We start from the raw sequence: 14292 nt of genomic DNA, 5'->3' as shown, positions 1-14292 counted from the left end.
CCGGCACGCGCAGCGCGCCCGGCCCGCGGCGCAGGCGCAGCACCAGGGCGAGCACCACGGCGGCCGCGGCGAACCGCATCGCGGCCGAGGTGAGCGGCGGCAGGGACTCGACCGCCACGCGGATGCCCAGGTAGGTGGAGCCCCAGAGCAGGTAGACCAGGGCGAGGGCGGTCCAGATCAGGGCGGGACGGGCCGGCTGCGCGGGGCTGCCGGCGACTGTCGTCGCACTCTCGGGGCGTGAGCTCATCGGTTGACCACGCTACGGTGACCACGGCGTCGGCGTCCCGTGTTGGTGGCCGGCCTCTCAGCACTGGCGTACGCAGGAGGCGTTCATGTCGAACTTCGGACCACCGGGCGGCGGCTCACCCGAGCCGTGGGGGGAACGGCGGCCCGACGAGGGGTACGCCCCGCAGCCGGCCGACCCGCACTACGGCCCCGCGCCCGGCGGTCCGCAGTACGGGCCACCGCAGCAGTACGGCGCTCCGACGGAGCGGTACGGCGTGCCGCCCCAGCAGTACGGGCCGCCCACCCAGCAGTACGAGCCGGCCGCCCCGGGGTGGGCGCCCGGTCCCCCGCAGTACCAGGGTTACCCCGCCGACCCCGGCTACGGCGGCCAGCCGCCCTACGCCGCCGACCCCGGCTACGGCGGGCAGCCGCCGTACGCCGGTGGGGAGCCGCCCTACGCCGGCGGGCAGCCGGCCTACGCCGAGCCGACGCCGCCGAAGCGCGGCAAGGGTCCGCTGCTGGTGGTGGTGATCGTGCTGGCGGTGCTGCTGCTGGGCGGCGCCGGGGCGTACTGGCTGCTCGGCCGGGACGAGAAGAGCCCGACGGCCGGAACGACGACGGCCACCGCGCCGGCCGCGGATCCGACGGCGGCGGCGCCGAGCGACCCGGCGGAGGCGACGCCCACCGCGCCGGCCCCGGCCTCCTCGACCGACCCGCGGTTCGTCAAGGCGGGCCAGTGCGTGGCCAACGAGGGCGGGGGCGGCCAGCCCAAGCTGGTGATCGCCGACTGTGCGCCGAAGACCTACCAGGTGCTGCGCCGGATCGACGGCGCGACCAGCGGCAAGAAGGACGCCGAGGCCAAGTGCGGCAAGGTTGCCGGCTACACCGACTGGTACTTCTTCGACAGCGAGCTGGACACGCTCGACTTCGTGCTCTGCCTGAAGCGGCGGTGAGCCGGCACCGGTAGGTGAAACTAGGGCTGTCTAGCGTGGATGCTAGACAGCCCTAGTTTTGTGTCGAGGCCGACACGCGGTAGCCACCTCTACGCACGTCTAGCCTGGCCGCTAGACGAGCCGATACTGTGCGATTCGTGGATCCGGTCCGCAACCCGTACGCGCCGGGCGCCGGCCAGCGCCCGCCCGAACTCGCCGGGCGGGGGCGGGAACTCGACGTCTTCGACGTGGTGCTGGAGCGCATCGCCCGCGGCCGTCCGGAACGGAGCCTGATGCTCACCGGGCTGCGCGGCGTGGGCAAGACGGTCCTGCTCAACACGCTGCGCTCGGAGGCGATCAACCACCTCTGGGGCACCGGCAAGATCGAGGCCCGGCCGGACCAGTCGCTGCGCCGGCCGATCGCCGCCGCCCTGCACATGGCGGTCCGCGAGCTGGCCCCCCGGCACCGGGCACCCGACCGGATCGACGCCTTCCTGGGCGTACTCAAGGCGTTCGCGCAGCGATCCACGCCGCCGAGCGGGCGCGGCGGCGCGGCGCCGAAGCTGCGCGACCGCTGGCAGCCCGGCATCGACGTGCCGGCCAGCAGCGGCCGGGCCGACTCCGGTGACATCGAGATCGACCTGGTGGAGCTGCTCAGCGACGCGGCGGCGGTCGCCACCGACGTCGGCACCGGCATCGCGATCTTCATCGACGAGATGCAGGACGTCGGCGCCGAGGACGTCTCCGCGCTCTGCGCCGCCTGCCACGAGCTGTCCCAGCTCGGCGCGCCGCTGATCGTGGTGGGCGCCGGGCTGCCGCACCTGCCCGCCGTGCTCAGCGCCGCCAAGTCCTACTCCGAGCGGCTCTACCGCTACCAGCGCATCGACCGGCTCGACCGGATCGCCGCCGACCAGGCGCTCTGCGCGCCGGCCGAGCGGGAGGAGGTCGAGTACGAGCAGAAGGCGCTCGACCTGCTCTACGAGAAGTCCGGCGGCTATCCCTACTTCGTCCAGGCGTACGGCAAGGCCACCTGGGACCACGCGCCGCGCTCACCGATCACCGCCGCGGACGTGCGGGTCGCCGCGCCCGAGGCGGAGGCCGAGTTGGCCGTGGGGTTCTTCGGCTCCCGATTCGAACGGGCCACCCCGGCCGAGCGCGAGTACATGCGGGCGATGGCCACGCTGGCGCTGGTGGACGGCGAGGAGGGCGGTCGGGACGACATGGACGCCGCGGTGCCCACGGCCGAGATCGCCCGGGCGCTCGGCCGCAAGCCGGCCAGCCTCTCCCCGGCCCGGGACGCGCTGATCAAGAAGGGCCTGATCTACTCCGGCGAACGGGGCACCGTCGCGTTCACCGTCCCGCACTTCGGCCGCTACCTGCGCACCCAGCCCGCCTGAGCGACACCCGCCCGCGCATCCCGGACCGGCTGCGCGAGGCTCACACCCGCGACCAGGGCGGCGGGAAGACCACCTCGCCGGCCGGGGGCGGCGGCTCCTCGCCGGTGGACGGCGGCAGCACCAGCGCCTGCCACGGCTCCCCCAGCCCGGACCACGGGCTGGTCAGGCCCAACCGGTCCGCCGGGCCGAACCCGAACCGCCGGTAGTACGCCGGGTCGCCCAGCACCACCACCAGCCGCTCGCCCAGCTCGGTGGCCGCGTCCAGCGCCGCCTGCACCACCGCCGTGCCGTGCCCCACGCGTTGCCGGTGCGGGGCCACCGCCACCGGTCCGAGCGCCAACGCCGGCCAGGTGCCGCCGTCGGTGCGGACGCCCACGCGGGTGAGCAGCGCGAAGCCCACCACCTCGCCGCCGTACTCGGCGACCACGGCCAGCTCCGGAATCCACGCCGGGCCGTGCCGCAACTCCTCGACCAGACCCACCTCGGGCGGGGTGGCCACATCAGGCCGGGCGAAGGCGGCGGCCAGCACCCGGGCCACCGGCGCCTCGTCCGCCGGGTCCTCCGGGCGCAGTCGCAGCGTCGTCACCCGCGCGACCTTACCGAACACGGCCGGTCCATCCGCGACTGTCGCTGAAATCGGCGTGGCCCGGACGTCCACGTCGGCCGATACCTTTCGTGTGTTGCGGGGGTGACGACGCCCGCAACGGGGTATGACTGAGCCATGAAGCCCGTGCGCTCCCTCGCCCGAGTCATGTTGAGCGGCATCTTCGTGGTCAGCGGCGCCCGCAACCTGCGCAACCCGGAACGCCTGGTCCCCGCCTCCGAACCGGTCACCGACAAAATCGCCCCGCTGATCCAGAACCTGCACCCGCGCATCCCCACCGACACCACGTCGCTCATCCGGGCCAACGCCGCCACCCAGCTCGTCGGCGGCCTGATGCTGGCCACCGGCCGGTTCAGTCGCCCGGCCGCACTGGTCCTCGCGGCCACCCTGGTGCCGACCACCGCCGCCGGTCATCCCTTCTGGAGCAACGACGACCCCGCCGCGCGCAACAACAACCAGATCCACTTCCTGAAGAACCTCGGCCTGTTCGGCGGTCTCCTCCTCGCCGCCGCGGACACCGAGGGCAAGCCGGGGCTGCGCTGGCGTGCCGGCCACCGGATCGACCACTCGCGCCGGTCGGTCACGCGCGCGGTCCGCACCGCCCGCCGGGAGGCGAAGATCGCCGTACGCTCCGCGGCGACCGCCCGTCGAATGCCCGGCTGACCTGCACCCGTACCGCCACCACCCCCCGCAACGCCACCAATCACCTGAACCGTCCGACACCCGTTAACGCGGTGGAAATGTCGCGAAGACGTGTGGGATCGGACACGGTCGTGTAACGCGGGAGGCTGCAACGTGAGGCACCGTTCTAGGCTCCGTTCTGGACCTGGACGGGCACGACGACCTTGGTACGGGGGTGGCCACGCCATGCCGACGACAGTCGGTAGACGGACGGACCGCCTCGCACCGATCACCCGTGTCCCGCGCGGTGTCGACCGGCGGATCGTCGTCCGCATCGGTGTGGTGGCCGCCGTGTCGTACGCCGCCTGGCTCGCCGTCGGCGCGTTCGGCCGCCCCTACAACTTCTTCGACATGAAGATCTACCACGGCGCGGTGCTGTGGTGGGCGGGCGGCAACGAGCTGTACGACTTCGTCGCTCCCTCGACCACCCTCGGCTTCACCTACCCGCCCTTCGCCGCCCTGGTCATGCTGCCGATGTCCTGGCTGCCGGTCGACGGGGCCGGGTTCGTCAACGCGCTGGCCAGCATCGGCGCGCTCGCCGTGGTGCTGGCCGCCCTGCTGCGCCCCATCGTGGACCGGCTCGGCTGGCCGCTCTGGTTCACCGTCGCCGTCGCCACCCCGGTCGCCCTGGCCATCGAGCCGTCCCGGGAGACGCTCGGCTACGGCCAGGTCAACCTGCTGCTCTTCGCGCTGATCATGGCGGATCTGGTGGGGCTCCGCTGGCGGGCCAGGCGGGGCACCCACCACGAGACCGCCGACTCGCCACTGGCCCGGTTCGTCTACGGCGGCGCCTGGGCCGGGGTCGGCATCGGACTGGCCACCGCCGTGAAGCTCACCCCGGCGCTGTTCGTGCTCTACCTGGTGCTCACCCGGCAGTGGCGGGCCGCGCTCATCGCGACCGGCACCGCGATCGGCGTGACCCTCGGGACGTTCGGCGTGCTCGGCGCGGAGTCCCGCGCCTACTTCACGAGCGTGCTGTGGCAGACCGAACGGGTCGGCGCCGCCGACATGACGGCCAACCAGTCCCTCGCCGGCCTGCTCGCACGCCTCTACGACTCGATCGAGACGCCAGGGCTGCTCTGGCTGGCCTTCTCCGTGCTGGTGCTGGCGCTGGGCCTGTCCCGAGCGCTCAGCGCACGGGCCGACGGCGACGAACTGACCGCGTTCACGCTGGTCGGGCTCACCGCCAACGTGATCAGCCCGATCTCCTGGTCGCACCACCTGGTCTGGGTCATCCCGGCGATCATCGTGCTGGCCGACGCCGCGATACGCCGTCGCGACGCCAGCCGCCGCCTCCCGTCACGCGTCGGCGGCATGTCCTCGGCCAACGGCGTGCCCACGCTGCGCCCGCCGATCTGGTACCCGACGCTGACCGGGCTCCGGCACGGCGTCGGCGCGCTCGGGCTCTATCTGCTCTTCCTGATCTCGCCGATCTGGCCGTACGAGCACCAGCTCCCCGAGGTGTCCCACTACCAGGACGGCCTGTTCGGCGCGCTGATGGAGAACTCCCTGGCGATCGCCCTGATCGTGCTGGTCGCGGCGCTGCCCTGGCGCCCCGGCGCCGAGCCGGCGTTCTATGCCGACCGGCTGGCCCGTACCGCCCCGCTCGCCGCCCGGCGCTGAACCGCCCCGCTCAGGGGCAGTTCACCCACTCCTCGGTGCCGTCGTCGAAGACCTGCCGCTTCCAGATCGGCAGCCGCGCCTTGACCTCGTCGACCAGGCGGGCACAGGCCGCGAACGCCGCCGCCCGGTGCGCCGTGCTGACCGCCGCCACCAGCGCGACGTCGCCGATCTCCAGGGGCCCGACGCGGTGCGAGACGGCCACCGCGAACACCGCCGGGTCGGCGGCGATGTCGGCCGCCACCTCCCGCAGCACCGCTTCGGCGCTCGGGTGACCCTCGTACTCCAAGCGGGTGACCGCGCGCCCGTGGTCGTGGTCGCGGACCACACCCTGGAAGGACACCACCGCGCCGGCCCGGCGGTCGGCGACCGCCGCCTCGTGCGCGGCCAGGTCGAGCGGCTGGTCGGTGACCGCTCCGAGCACCATGCCCACCGGATCGATCACGACCGCTCCCCGGGAGTCAGCGGCAGCGGGACGAGGGGCACCCGGTCGCCGGTTGCCCCGCTGGTGCCGGGCCGGATCACCACGAAGCCGTCCGAGCCCGCCAGCCCTCGCAGCATCGCCGAGCCGACGTGCCGCACCGGGTGGGCGGTGCCGGCGACGCGGTCCCAGCGGGCCAGCGCCAGGTGGGTGTGGTCACCCCGGCCGGGCACCGGCTCGGCCAGCGTGACCTGCGGAAGCACCGGCATCGGCCGGCCGGTGAGCCCGGCGAGCAGGGGTGCGACGAGCGAGACGAGAGCCACCACCGCGGACTGCGGGTTGCCCGGCAGGCCGGCCACGAAGCGCACCCGGCCGTCGCCGTCGACCAACCGGGCGAGCAGCATCGGGAACCCCGGACGCACCGCCACGGTGTTGACGACGTAGTCGGCGCCGAGCGCCTCCAGCGTCGGGTGCAGATGGTCGACCGGGCCGTGCATGGTGCCGCCGGTGGTGCACACCAGATCGGCGTTGGCCAGCGCGCCGCGCAGCGCCGCCACGTGCGCGGGCAGCGTGTCGGCGACCGGGCCGACCACGTCGCCGCCGCGCACCTGGCAGCCGTAGCGGCGCAGCCAGGCCGATCACCGCCGGATCCACCGGGGTGCCGCCGGGCAACAGCTCCTCCCCGCGGTACGCCTCCTCGCCCGGCTCCCGCCACTCCGGCTGCGACCGCGGCGTGCCGTCCACCCGGCCGTCCGCCGTGCGGGTCGACTCCTCGATGCGCAGGATCGCGGTCGTGCCCGCCGGGACCATCGCGCCGGTGGCGATCTCCACGGTGCTGCCGTCCGCGTCCAGCGGGGACGCGGTCTGCCCGGCGAGCACCCGACCGACCACCTGCCACGGCCCCGCCCCACGCACCGCCCAGCCGTCCACGCTCGAGGTCGGGAACGCCGGCAGGTCGGTACGCGTGGTCAGCGGCTCGGCCAGGGTGTGCCCGTCGGTCTCGGCCAGCGGCCGGGCGACCGCGGGGAGCGCGGCGGAGAGACCGACCGCGTACACCCGGGAGCGGGCCTCCTCCCACCCGGCCGGTGGCGGCGTGCCCACCTCGGCCCCGGTGGTCTGGGTTTCGGTGCTCATCCGGCGAGCCTAGCGCCGGGGCACGCGCGCCGCGGGTTCAGTGGTCGCCCCCGCGGAGCTGGTCGACCGCGTGCCGCAGGATCGGCCCGAGCACGGCCAGCCCGTCGCGGGCCCCGCCGCGCGAGCCGGGCAGGTTGACCACCAGCATCCGGCCGGCCACCCCGGCCAGGCCGCGGGACAGCGCGGCGGTCGGCACCGTGTCGCGACTGTGCGCCCGGATCGCCTCGGCGATGCCCGGAATCTCGTAGTCGAGCAGCGACCTGGTCACCTCCGGGGTGCGGTCGGTCGGGGTGATGCCGGTGCCGCCGCTGGTCACCACCACGTCGACGCCCTCGTCGCGGGCCGCCCGCAGCGCGTCGCCGACCGGTTCCCCGTCCGGCACCACCACCGGCGCGTCGACCGTGCAGCCCAGCTCGCGCAGGCCGGCGACGAGCAGCGGACCGCTGGTGTCCTCGTAGACCCCGGCGGCAGCCCGGTTCGAGGCCACCACCACCCGGGCCCGGATCACGGCCGGTCCTCCGGGCGCAGCCACTCGCCGGTCTTGCCGCCGGACTTGCGGAGCACCCGGACGGCGTCCACCGAGGCCGCCGGGTCGACGGCCTTGACCATGTCGACCAGGGCCAGCCCGGCGACGGCCACCGCGGTCAGCGCCTCCATCTCCACCCCGGTGCGGTCGGCCGTCCGCGCGGTGGCGGTGATCTCCACGGTGTCGGCGGTGAGGTGCAGGTCGACGGTGACGCCGTGCAGCGCGATCGGGTGGCAGAGCGGGATCAGGTCGGGCGTGCGCTTGGCCCCCATGATCCCGGCGAGCCGGCCGACCGCGAGCGCGTCGCCCTTGGGCAGGCCGTCGCGGCGCAGCAGCTCCACCACCTCGGCGGTGGTGCGGAGCCGGCCGGCGGCGACCGCGAGCCGGCCGGAGAGCGGCTTGGCGGAGACGTCGACCATCCGGGCCGCGCCGGCCGGATCGACGTGGGTGAGCTGCGCGGGTTCGGTCACCGCTCGACCCTATCCGCCGGGTACGACGACGGACGTCGCTCGGGGCCGTCGGCGGCTGCTCGGGGCCGTCGGCGGGGAGGGACGTCGCGGCGGGTGCCGATCACCGTGCGACGCCCCTCCCTCACCTGCCCACCGCCGGTCCGCTGGGGTGGACGGACGGTGGGGGCCTGGTCGGCCGGGTCCCGCTCGGGCGGGCACCCCCCGTTGGCCGATGACGGGACGTTAGACGGCGCCGCGATAAGAAATCGATAAACCGGTTCAGGCGGGTGTCGACGGCGGTTCGGCGAGACGCCGGCGGAGTTCGTGGCGCTCGGGCACGCCCATCCGCTCGAAGATCGCCAACGCCCGCTGCCGGTACCGACGCGCCTCGGCCGGCTGGTCGTGCTCCAGGTGCTCGGCCAGACCACACAACGCCCGACCCTGCTCGTACGGGTGCGCGATCCGGGTGGAGATGGTCAGCGCCTCCTGGAACATCGCCGCCGCCTCCTTCCGCCGCCCCGTCGCCCCGAGGGTGAGGGCCAACTCGTTGCGTGCCTCCGCCTGGACGTGACGCTCGCCCGAGATGGTGGCGGCCTCGACGGCGGCCTCGTGGTGGCGCAGAGCTTCCTCGTAGCGGCCGAGCTGCCGACACGTGCCGGCGAGGTCGCTCAGGGTCTCGGCACGGGCGAATCCGCTGCCGGTACGGTCGCGCAGCGCCAACGAGGCGCGGAGCAGGCGCTCCGCCTGGCGGTTCTGCCCCAGCCGGTACTGAACGCCGCCGAGGTGTCCCAGCGCGTTGGACACGTGGAAGAGGTCCCCCCTGATCCGGGCCACGTAGAGGTGGAGCCGGTGCACGGCCATCGATTCGTCGTAGCGGCCGAGATAACGAAGCGTGAGGCCCAGGTTGGGCAGCACGGGGGTCGTGTCCGACACATCGCTGCGCAACGCGCCGCGGTTGGCTTCGAGGGACTGCTGGAGCCGCCCGGTGAGCCAGTGCACGACTCCGAGGTTGACCCGGGCCCGCTGCGCGCCCTCGGCGTCCCCGAGCGCCGTACGGATGGACACGACCGCGTGCAGGTGGGCGGACGCCTCCCGGTAGGAGCCGGTGCGTACGCAGGCGGAGGCCAGGTAGTTGTGCATCAACGCGATGGCGTGCTGGTCTCCGGACCGGCGTGCCGCCGCCAGCCCGATCTCGTGCGTCGCGGTGATGTCGTCGTAGTAGCCACGTGTGTAGGAGAAGCGCCAGCTCGCCCTGGCCAACCTCCACGCCATCGCCTCGTGTCCCTCCTGGGCGGCCTGCCGGACGAAGCCGTCCAGGTTGAGGCGTTGATGCTCCAGCCAGTCCAGGTCACCGAGGGCGCGCCCGTCGAGCAGATCGGGACGCAGGGGTGCCCCGAGCCGAAGCTGCGCGGCGACCAGCCGGCCGTCCTCGACGACCGCCGAGGCCCGGACCACCGAGTGCAGGACGTGGTCGAGCAGGCCACGCACGGCCGGCCTCTCCGACGTGCCCTGCTCCTCGCGACGGGCGAGCTCCGCGGCGTAGCGCCTCATCAGGTCGTGCAGGCGGTAGCGGCCCGGGGAGGGCTCCTCCACCAGGTGTCGGTCCACGAGTTCGTCCAGCAGGTCAGCCGTCTGCGGTAACGGCAGATCCGTCAGCGCGGCCACCATGGCGCTGTCGAGGTGGTTGCCGGCGACCAGGCCGAAGGACCGGAAGACGCGCTTCGCCGCGGCAGCGAGTGGTTCGTAGGACTCGGCGAAGGCTTCGGCCACGCTCCGCGCCTCGGCACGCAGGCCGGGAAGGAACATCGGCCGCCGGCTCAACCTCTCCACCAGCTCCGACACCCGCCAGTCGGGCCGATGGGCCAACCGGGTCCCGGCCAGCCTGACGGCGAGCGGAAGGCAACCGCAGAAGTCGACGAGTCGCCTCGCGCCCTCCGGATCCGCTGCCACCCGCCGCCGTCCGATCAGCGTGCCGAGCAGTTCGAGCGCCTCGGACTCGGTGAGCACGGCAAGCGACACCGGCGGACGCTCGGTGAGGGCCAGCAGACGTCGCCGACTGGTGACGAGGACCGCCGCGGGCCCGTGGGTGGGCAGCAACGGTTCGACCTGCGCGCTGTCCGCGGCGTTGTCGAGCACCATCACGACGCGCCGCCCGGCCAGCTCCTGCCGCCAGGTCTCGAGCCGGTCCGCGAAGCGGGCCGGGATCCGGCCGGCCGGTACGCCCAGCTGGCGGAGCAGGATGTCCAACGCCTGGGTGGGTCGGATCCGCGTCTGCCGCGCGTGACCCCGCAGGTCGATGAAGAGCTGCCCGTCGGGGAACGCGTCGGCCAGGCGAGCCGCCACGTGCAGGGCGAGGCTCGTCTTGCCGCACCCCGCCATCCCGTCGATCATCCGCACCGTCGGGCCGGAGTCGTGGGCCGTGGCGATCTCCCGCAACAGCGCGTCGACAAGTGTCTCCCGGCCGACGAGGTCCGAGACCGCCCGCGGTAGCCAGTTGGTCTGCGCATGGCTCCTCTCCGCCTCGCGGGCGGCCTCCGGCGGACCACGTCGGACGTCGATCGCCGCCCCCCGGAGGTGCTCCAACTCTTCGCCGGGTGGCAGTCCGAGTTGCTCGGTCAGGGCGTCCCGCGCCGCGTGGTAGACGGCGAGGGCACCACTCGCGTCGCCGGTCTCGATGAGCGCCCGCATCAGGAGGGCCTGCGCCCGCTCCCGCAGGCGTTCGCGTACGGCGTGCTCGCGCAACAGCGGAACGGCGCGCTCCGGGCGCCCCAGGGCGAGGTACGCCTCCGCCAACAACTCCAGCGCGGACTGGCGTTCCTGTTCCGCGGACTCCCGATGGGCGGTCAGCGCCGGTCCCAGCGGCAGCCCGGCCAACAGCGGAGCCGGACCGGCATCGACCGCGTCGCTCAGCCCGGCCACCACCTGCGCGGGCCCGCCGGCGCGCATGAGTTCACCGGCCCGACGCCAGCGGGCGCCGAGTCGGTGCACATCGATCAGCGCCTCGTCGGCGACGAGACGGTAGCCACCCGGTTCACGGACGATCCTCAGCCGGCCGTCTCCCACGGAGTCGAGACCTCGCCGAAGATTGGCGGCGTACGTGCGGACATTGGGAACTGCGGACCGGGGCGGATCGTCCGGCCACAACTCGTCCACCAAGTCGTGCAGAGTGACCAGTTGGTTGACCCGAACGGCGAGTAGTGCCAACACGAGCTGCTGCTTGGGTGTCCCGAGGGTGAGGTCGGCTCCGTCGACCCGAACCGACAGGCCACCTAGCACTCGGATTTCCACGCCGCGTTTCCAGCCCTGTTCGGCACTCGTCCCAAACCGAACGCCAGCGTAATCCACTCGTCACTCGACCGTTGTCCCCACGGCTCATGGACACTCTCGGCACGACTCGTCCGACCGCCAACGGATCCGGCCAGATGCACGGTTGTAATGTCTCCTGGCCCAGACGACGCTACAGACGGCATGCCTACCGCGCGATTTCGGATGGCACTGAGCGACAACGCGGGTACGCAAGGGAGACGGTCCGTTCCGCTCCGCATACAACTTGTGGACAGAACGTCATTTAAGCCGCGATAGTTGCTTATATTGCGCATAAGGACATTAATTCTTCCTTACCGCCCACTCCTCCGCCTAGCCTGCTCTTCAACCGGCGGGACACAGATACGCGCAGAAGCGATATCCGAGGAGGGTCGCGACAATGCGCCGCACCGATTGAGAGCGACGAACTCGGTCCGTGGCGATTCCGACCCGAAGCGATATCCGAGGAGGGGTGAACAATGCGCAGCACCGAATGGGGATGAGAGTTTCCCGGCCAGGAGCGACGCGGTAGGCTGCCGCTCATCGCGTACCGACGGTGAGCGGCGGGTGACTCCGGTTGAGCCGAACGACGGAAGGCCGAACGGCTGTCGATCCGGCCCTGCGCGGACTCGTCTACACCCTCGTCCTCGGAGCGGCGACCATCGCGCTCGTCGCCTTCCTCGCCGCTCGCCAGCAGCCTCCCGACTCCGTACGGGATCTCGTCACGGTAGCGACGCTCGTGGTGACGGTCGCACTGGCCACCGTCATCAAGACCCGACTACGGATCCGGTCGACGACCTTCTACTTCGCCTGGGTCGAGACGGCGATCGTCATCGGCCTCGCCGTCGCCCCGCCCTCCTGGGTCGTCCTGGCCACCGGCCTCGGGGTGGCCTGTGGATCGATCACCCGGCTGGCGCCGATCAAGGTGGCGTTCGCGATCGCGAAGCACACCCTGGTGGCCGGCGGCACCGCGGCCACCACACTGCTGCTCGGGACCGCCTGGCCACCACGCGAACCGATCGGCATCGTCATGCTGCTGGGATTCGTCTACCTGGTGGCCGCGGTCCTCGACGACGTGCTCGCGATTCCGGTCATCGCGCTCGCCTCCCGCACGCCGATCCTCCGCCAGTTCCGCAACGATCTCGACCTGCGTATCGCCGGCTTCGGCGTGCGCTTCCTGGTGGCCGTCGCCACCGTGCTCATCCTGCGGATCGATCCTCGACTGCTGCCCGCCGTGCCGCCGCTCGTACTCAGCCTGCACCTGGCCTACTCGTCCCGGATCCGTACCCGCACCGAACAGCAGGCGTGGCAACGCCTCGCCCGCGCCACCGACGCCCTCAACGTGGTCGACCTCGACCAGGTGCTGACCACCGCCGTCACCGAGGCCGCCGAACTCTTCTCCGCCGACGAGGTGGAGGTCGAACTACGCGAAGGCGGACGCGTCGTCCGGGGCAGCGCCCCCGGAATCGCGTACGACGGCACCGCCCCACCATCCAGCGAGGTGGACGGCCGGATCATGCCGGTCGCGCTGGAAGGCCACGACCGGGCCGACGACCTCGGCGTGCTGCGGCTCAGGTTCGCCGGGCCGGTGGAACTCTCCGAGCGCGAGCAGTACACCCTGCGCACCTTCGCCTCCGCCCTCTGCACCGCGGTGCGCAACGCCCAGGCGTACGCCGAACTGGCCCGCATCGCCGACGCCCACGCCTACGCCGCCACCCACGACGCCCTCACCGACCTGTCGAACCGCCGCCACCTGCTGGACGAGGGCACCGCCCACCTCACCACCCGGCACGCCGACGGCGTCACCGCCCTGGTGCTGATCGACCTCAACCACTTCAAGGAGGTCAACGACACCCTCGGGCACGGCGCCGGCGACCAGGTGCTGATCCAGGTCGCCGAACGACTGCGGGGCGCGGCCCGACCCGACGACCTGGTCGCCCGGCTCGGCGGCGACGAGTTCGCGGTGCTGCTGCGGGCCCTGCCCGCTCCGGCCGTCGCCGCCCACCGGGCCGAGGCCCTGCTCACCGCCCTGCACGACCCGCTCGACCTGGACGGCATGCGGATCAGCGTGGAGGCCAGCGGCGGCATCGCCGTGGCCCCCGCCACCGGCGGGATGGCCGAGCTGCTGCGCCGCGCCGACGTGGCGATGTACCAGGCCAAACGGGCCGGCCAGCGGATCGCCACGTACGCGGCCGCCCGCGACACCGCCGACCTGGGCCGGCTCACCCTCGGCGGGGAACTGCCCCGGGCCGTCGCCGACCACGAGTTCACCGTCAACTTCCAGCCCATCGTCGACCTGGCCAGCGGCGAGGTCACCGGCGCGGAGGCGCTGGCCCGCTGGCACCACCCCACCCACGGGCTGATCGACCCGCTGCGCTTCCTCGAAGCGGTGGAACGCTCCGGACTGCTGCCCGCCTTCGCCGAGGCGATCCTCGACCAGGCGCTGATCGCGGCCGGCACCTGGCGCGACGCCGGCTTCGACCTGCCCGTCTCGGTGAACGTGTCGCCCCGCAGCCTGCTCGACGCCCGTTTCCCCGGCGCCGTCCTGGCCCGGCTGCGCGCCCACGACCTGCCACCGGACCGGCTGGTGCTCGAACTCACCGAGACCCTCACCCTCAGCCAGCTCGACGTGGTCGACCGGGTGCTCAGCCGGCTCCGCGACTCCGGCGTCCGGCTCGCCCTCGACGACTTCGGCACCGGCTACTCGTCCCTCTCCCTGCTCTCCCGCATCCCCGTCCACGAACTCAAGATCGACCGCAGCTTCGTCACCGCCATGGAGACCGCACCCGAGGCCGCCGCCGTGATCCGCTCCACCCTCGACCTCGGGCGCAGCCTCGACCTCACCGTCGTCGCCGAGGGCGTGGAGAGCGAACCGCAACGCCGCGCGCTCTGGGAACTGGGCTGCGCGGCCGGCCAGGGCCACCTGTTCGCCCGCCCGCTACCCGCCGGCGCGCTCCTCGCCGCCCTCCAACGTGGCGCCGGCGGCCGGCCCGGCGCGCT

10 protein-coding genes and 2 pseudogenes are annotated in these 14292 nt (G+C 73.2%); 5 read left to right on the top strand and 7 right to left on the bottom strand.

Going from position 1 to position 14292, the window contains the following annotated elements; all coding sequences use genetic code 11:
• Nucleotides 1-247: pseudogene (locus HUW36_RS34430) on the bottom strand (EamA family transporter); the annotation flags it as partial.
• A gap of 85 nt (nt 248-332) precedes the next feature.
• Between HUW36_RS34430 and HUW36_RS12560 the strand changes: the two are divergent.
• Nucleotides 333-1178 (top strand): LppU/SCO3897 family protein, encoded by an 846-nt coding sequence (locus HUW36_RS12560; protein WP_174528316.1) that lies wholly within the window; start codon nt 333-335, stop codon nt 1176-1178.
• Between the two features lie 137 nt (nt 1179-1315).
• Nucleotides 1316-2554 (top strand): ATP-binding protein, encoded by a 1239-nt coding sequence (locus HUW36_RS12555; protein WP_174528315.1) that lies wholly within the window; start codon nt 1316-1318, stop codon nt 2552-2554.
• A 40-nt stretch (nt 2555-2594) separates the two neighbouring features.
• On the opposite strand, the gene HUW36_RS12550 is transcribed toward HUW36_RS12555, so the two are convergent.
• Complete coding sequence (locus tag HUW36_RS12550) at nt 2595-3140, bottom strand: GNAT family N-acetyltransferase (protein ID WP_174528314.1); 546 nt, start codon at nt 3138-3140, stop codon at nt 2595-2597.
• Nucleotides 3141-3275: 135 nt separating this feature from the next.
• Between HUW36_RS12550 and HUW36_RS12545 the strand changes: the two genes are divergently transcribed.
• Both HUW36_RS12545 and HUW36_RS12540 read left to right on the top strand, forming a co-directional pair.
• The gene (locus HUW36_RS12545) at nt 3276-3821 is read left to right on the top strand and encodes a DoxX family protein (protein WP_174528313.1); all 546 of its coding nucleotides are present in this window, start codon (nt 3276-3278) and stop codon (nt 3819-3821) included.
• Between the two features lie 204 nt (nt 3822-4025).
• Nucleotides 4026-5462, top strand: coding sequence for a glycosyltransferase 87 family protein (locus tag HUW36_RS12540; RefSeq protein ID WP_174528312.1), 1437 nt, complete (start codon nt 4026-4028; stop codon nt 5460-5462).
• Nucleotides 5463-5472: 10 nt separating this feature from the next.
• On the opposite strand, the gene HUW36_RS12535 is transcribed toward HUW36_RS12540, so the two are convergent.
• From HUW36_RS12535 to HUW36_RS12515, 5 genes and pseudogenes are all read right to left on the bottom strand, one after another.
• Complete coding sequence (locus HUW36_RS12535) at nt 5473-5886, bottom strand: molybdenum cofactor biosynthesis protein MoaE (protein ID WP_174528318.1); 414 nt, start codon at nt 5884-5886, stop codon at nt 5473-5475.
• 14 nt (nt 5887-5900) lie between these two features.
• Nucleotides 5901-7014: pseudogene (locus HUW36_RS12530) on the bottom strand (molybdopterin molybdotransferase MoeA).
• A 37-nt stretch (nt 7015-7051) separates the two neighbouring features.
• The gene (locus HUW36_RS12525) at nt 7052-7522 is read right to left on the bottom strand and encodes a MogA/MoaB family molybdenum cofactor biosynthesis protein (RefSeq protein ID WP_174528311.1); all 471 of its coding nucleotides are present in this window, start codon (nt 7520-7522) and stop codon (nt 7052-7054) included.
• Nucleotides 7519-8010 carry a cyclic pyranopterin monophosphate synthase MoaC gene (gene moaC, locus HUW36_RS12520; RefSeq protein ID WP_174528310.1) on the bottom strand — a complete coding sequence of 164 codons (492 nt, stop codon included), beginning with the start codon at nt 8008-8010 and terminating at the stop codon, nt 7519-7521. The genes HUW36_RS12525 and moaC overlap by 4 nt, the downstream gene beginning before the upstream one ends.
• Nucleotides 8011-8268: 258 nt before the next feature.
• Nucleotides 8269-11052 carry an ATP-binding protein gene (locus tag HUW36_RS12515; protein ID WP_343044321.1) on the bottom strand — a complete coding sequence of 928 codons (2784 nt, stop codon included), beginning with the start codon at nt 11050-11052 and terminating at the stop codon, nt 8269-8271.
• Nucleotides 11053-11911: 859 nt separating this feature from the next.
• Here HUW36_RS12515 and HUW36_RS12510 point away from each other — a divergent pair.
• On the top strand, nt 11912-14292 hold a 2381-nt coding region (locus HUW36_RS12510; RefSeq protein ID WP_174528317.1), incomplete at its 3' end, for a putative bifunctional diguanylate cyclase/phosphodiesterase.

It is taken from the genome of Micromonospora maritima (assembly GCF_902825405.1).
GTDB classification, from domain to species: domain Bacteria; phylum Actinomycetota; class Actinomycetes; order Mycobacteriales; family Micromonosporaceae; genus Micromonospora; species Micromonospora maritima.
Note: the sequence above shows the minus strand (reverse complement) of the source record. Positions and strands in the feature narration are given on the sequence as shown.

What these genes read in the sequence shown, in the direction of transcription:
- HUW36_RS12535 (WP_174528318.1), bottom strand. Translation starts at nt 5,886, where the DNA reads ATGGTGCTCGGAGCGGTCACCGACCAGCCGCTCGACCTGGCCGCGCAC.
- HUW36_RS12540 (WP_174528312.1), top strand. Translation starts at nt 4,026, where the DNA reads ATGCCGACGACAGTCGGTAGACGGACGGACCGCCTCGCACCGATCACC.
- HUW36_RS12545 (WP_174528313.1), top strand. Translation starts at nt 3,276, where the DNA reads ATGAAGCCCGTGCGCTCCCTCGCCCGAGTCATGTTGAGCGGCATCTTC.
- HUW36_RS12560 (WP_174528316.1), top strand. Translation starts at nt 333, where the DNA reads ATGTCGAACTTCGGACCACCGGGCGGCGGCTCACCCGAGCCGTGGGGG.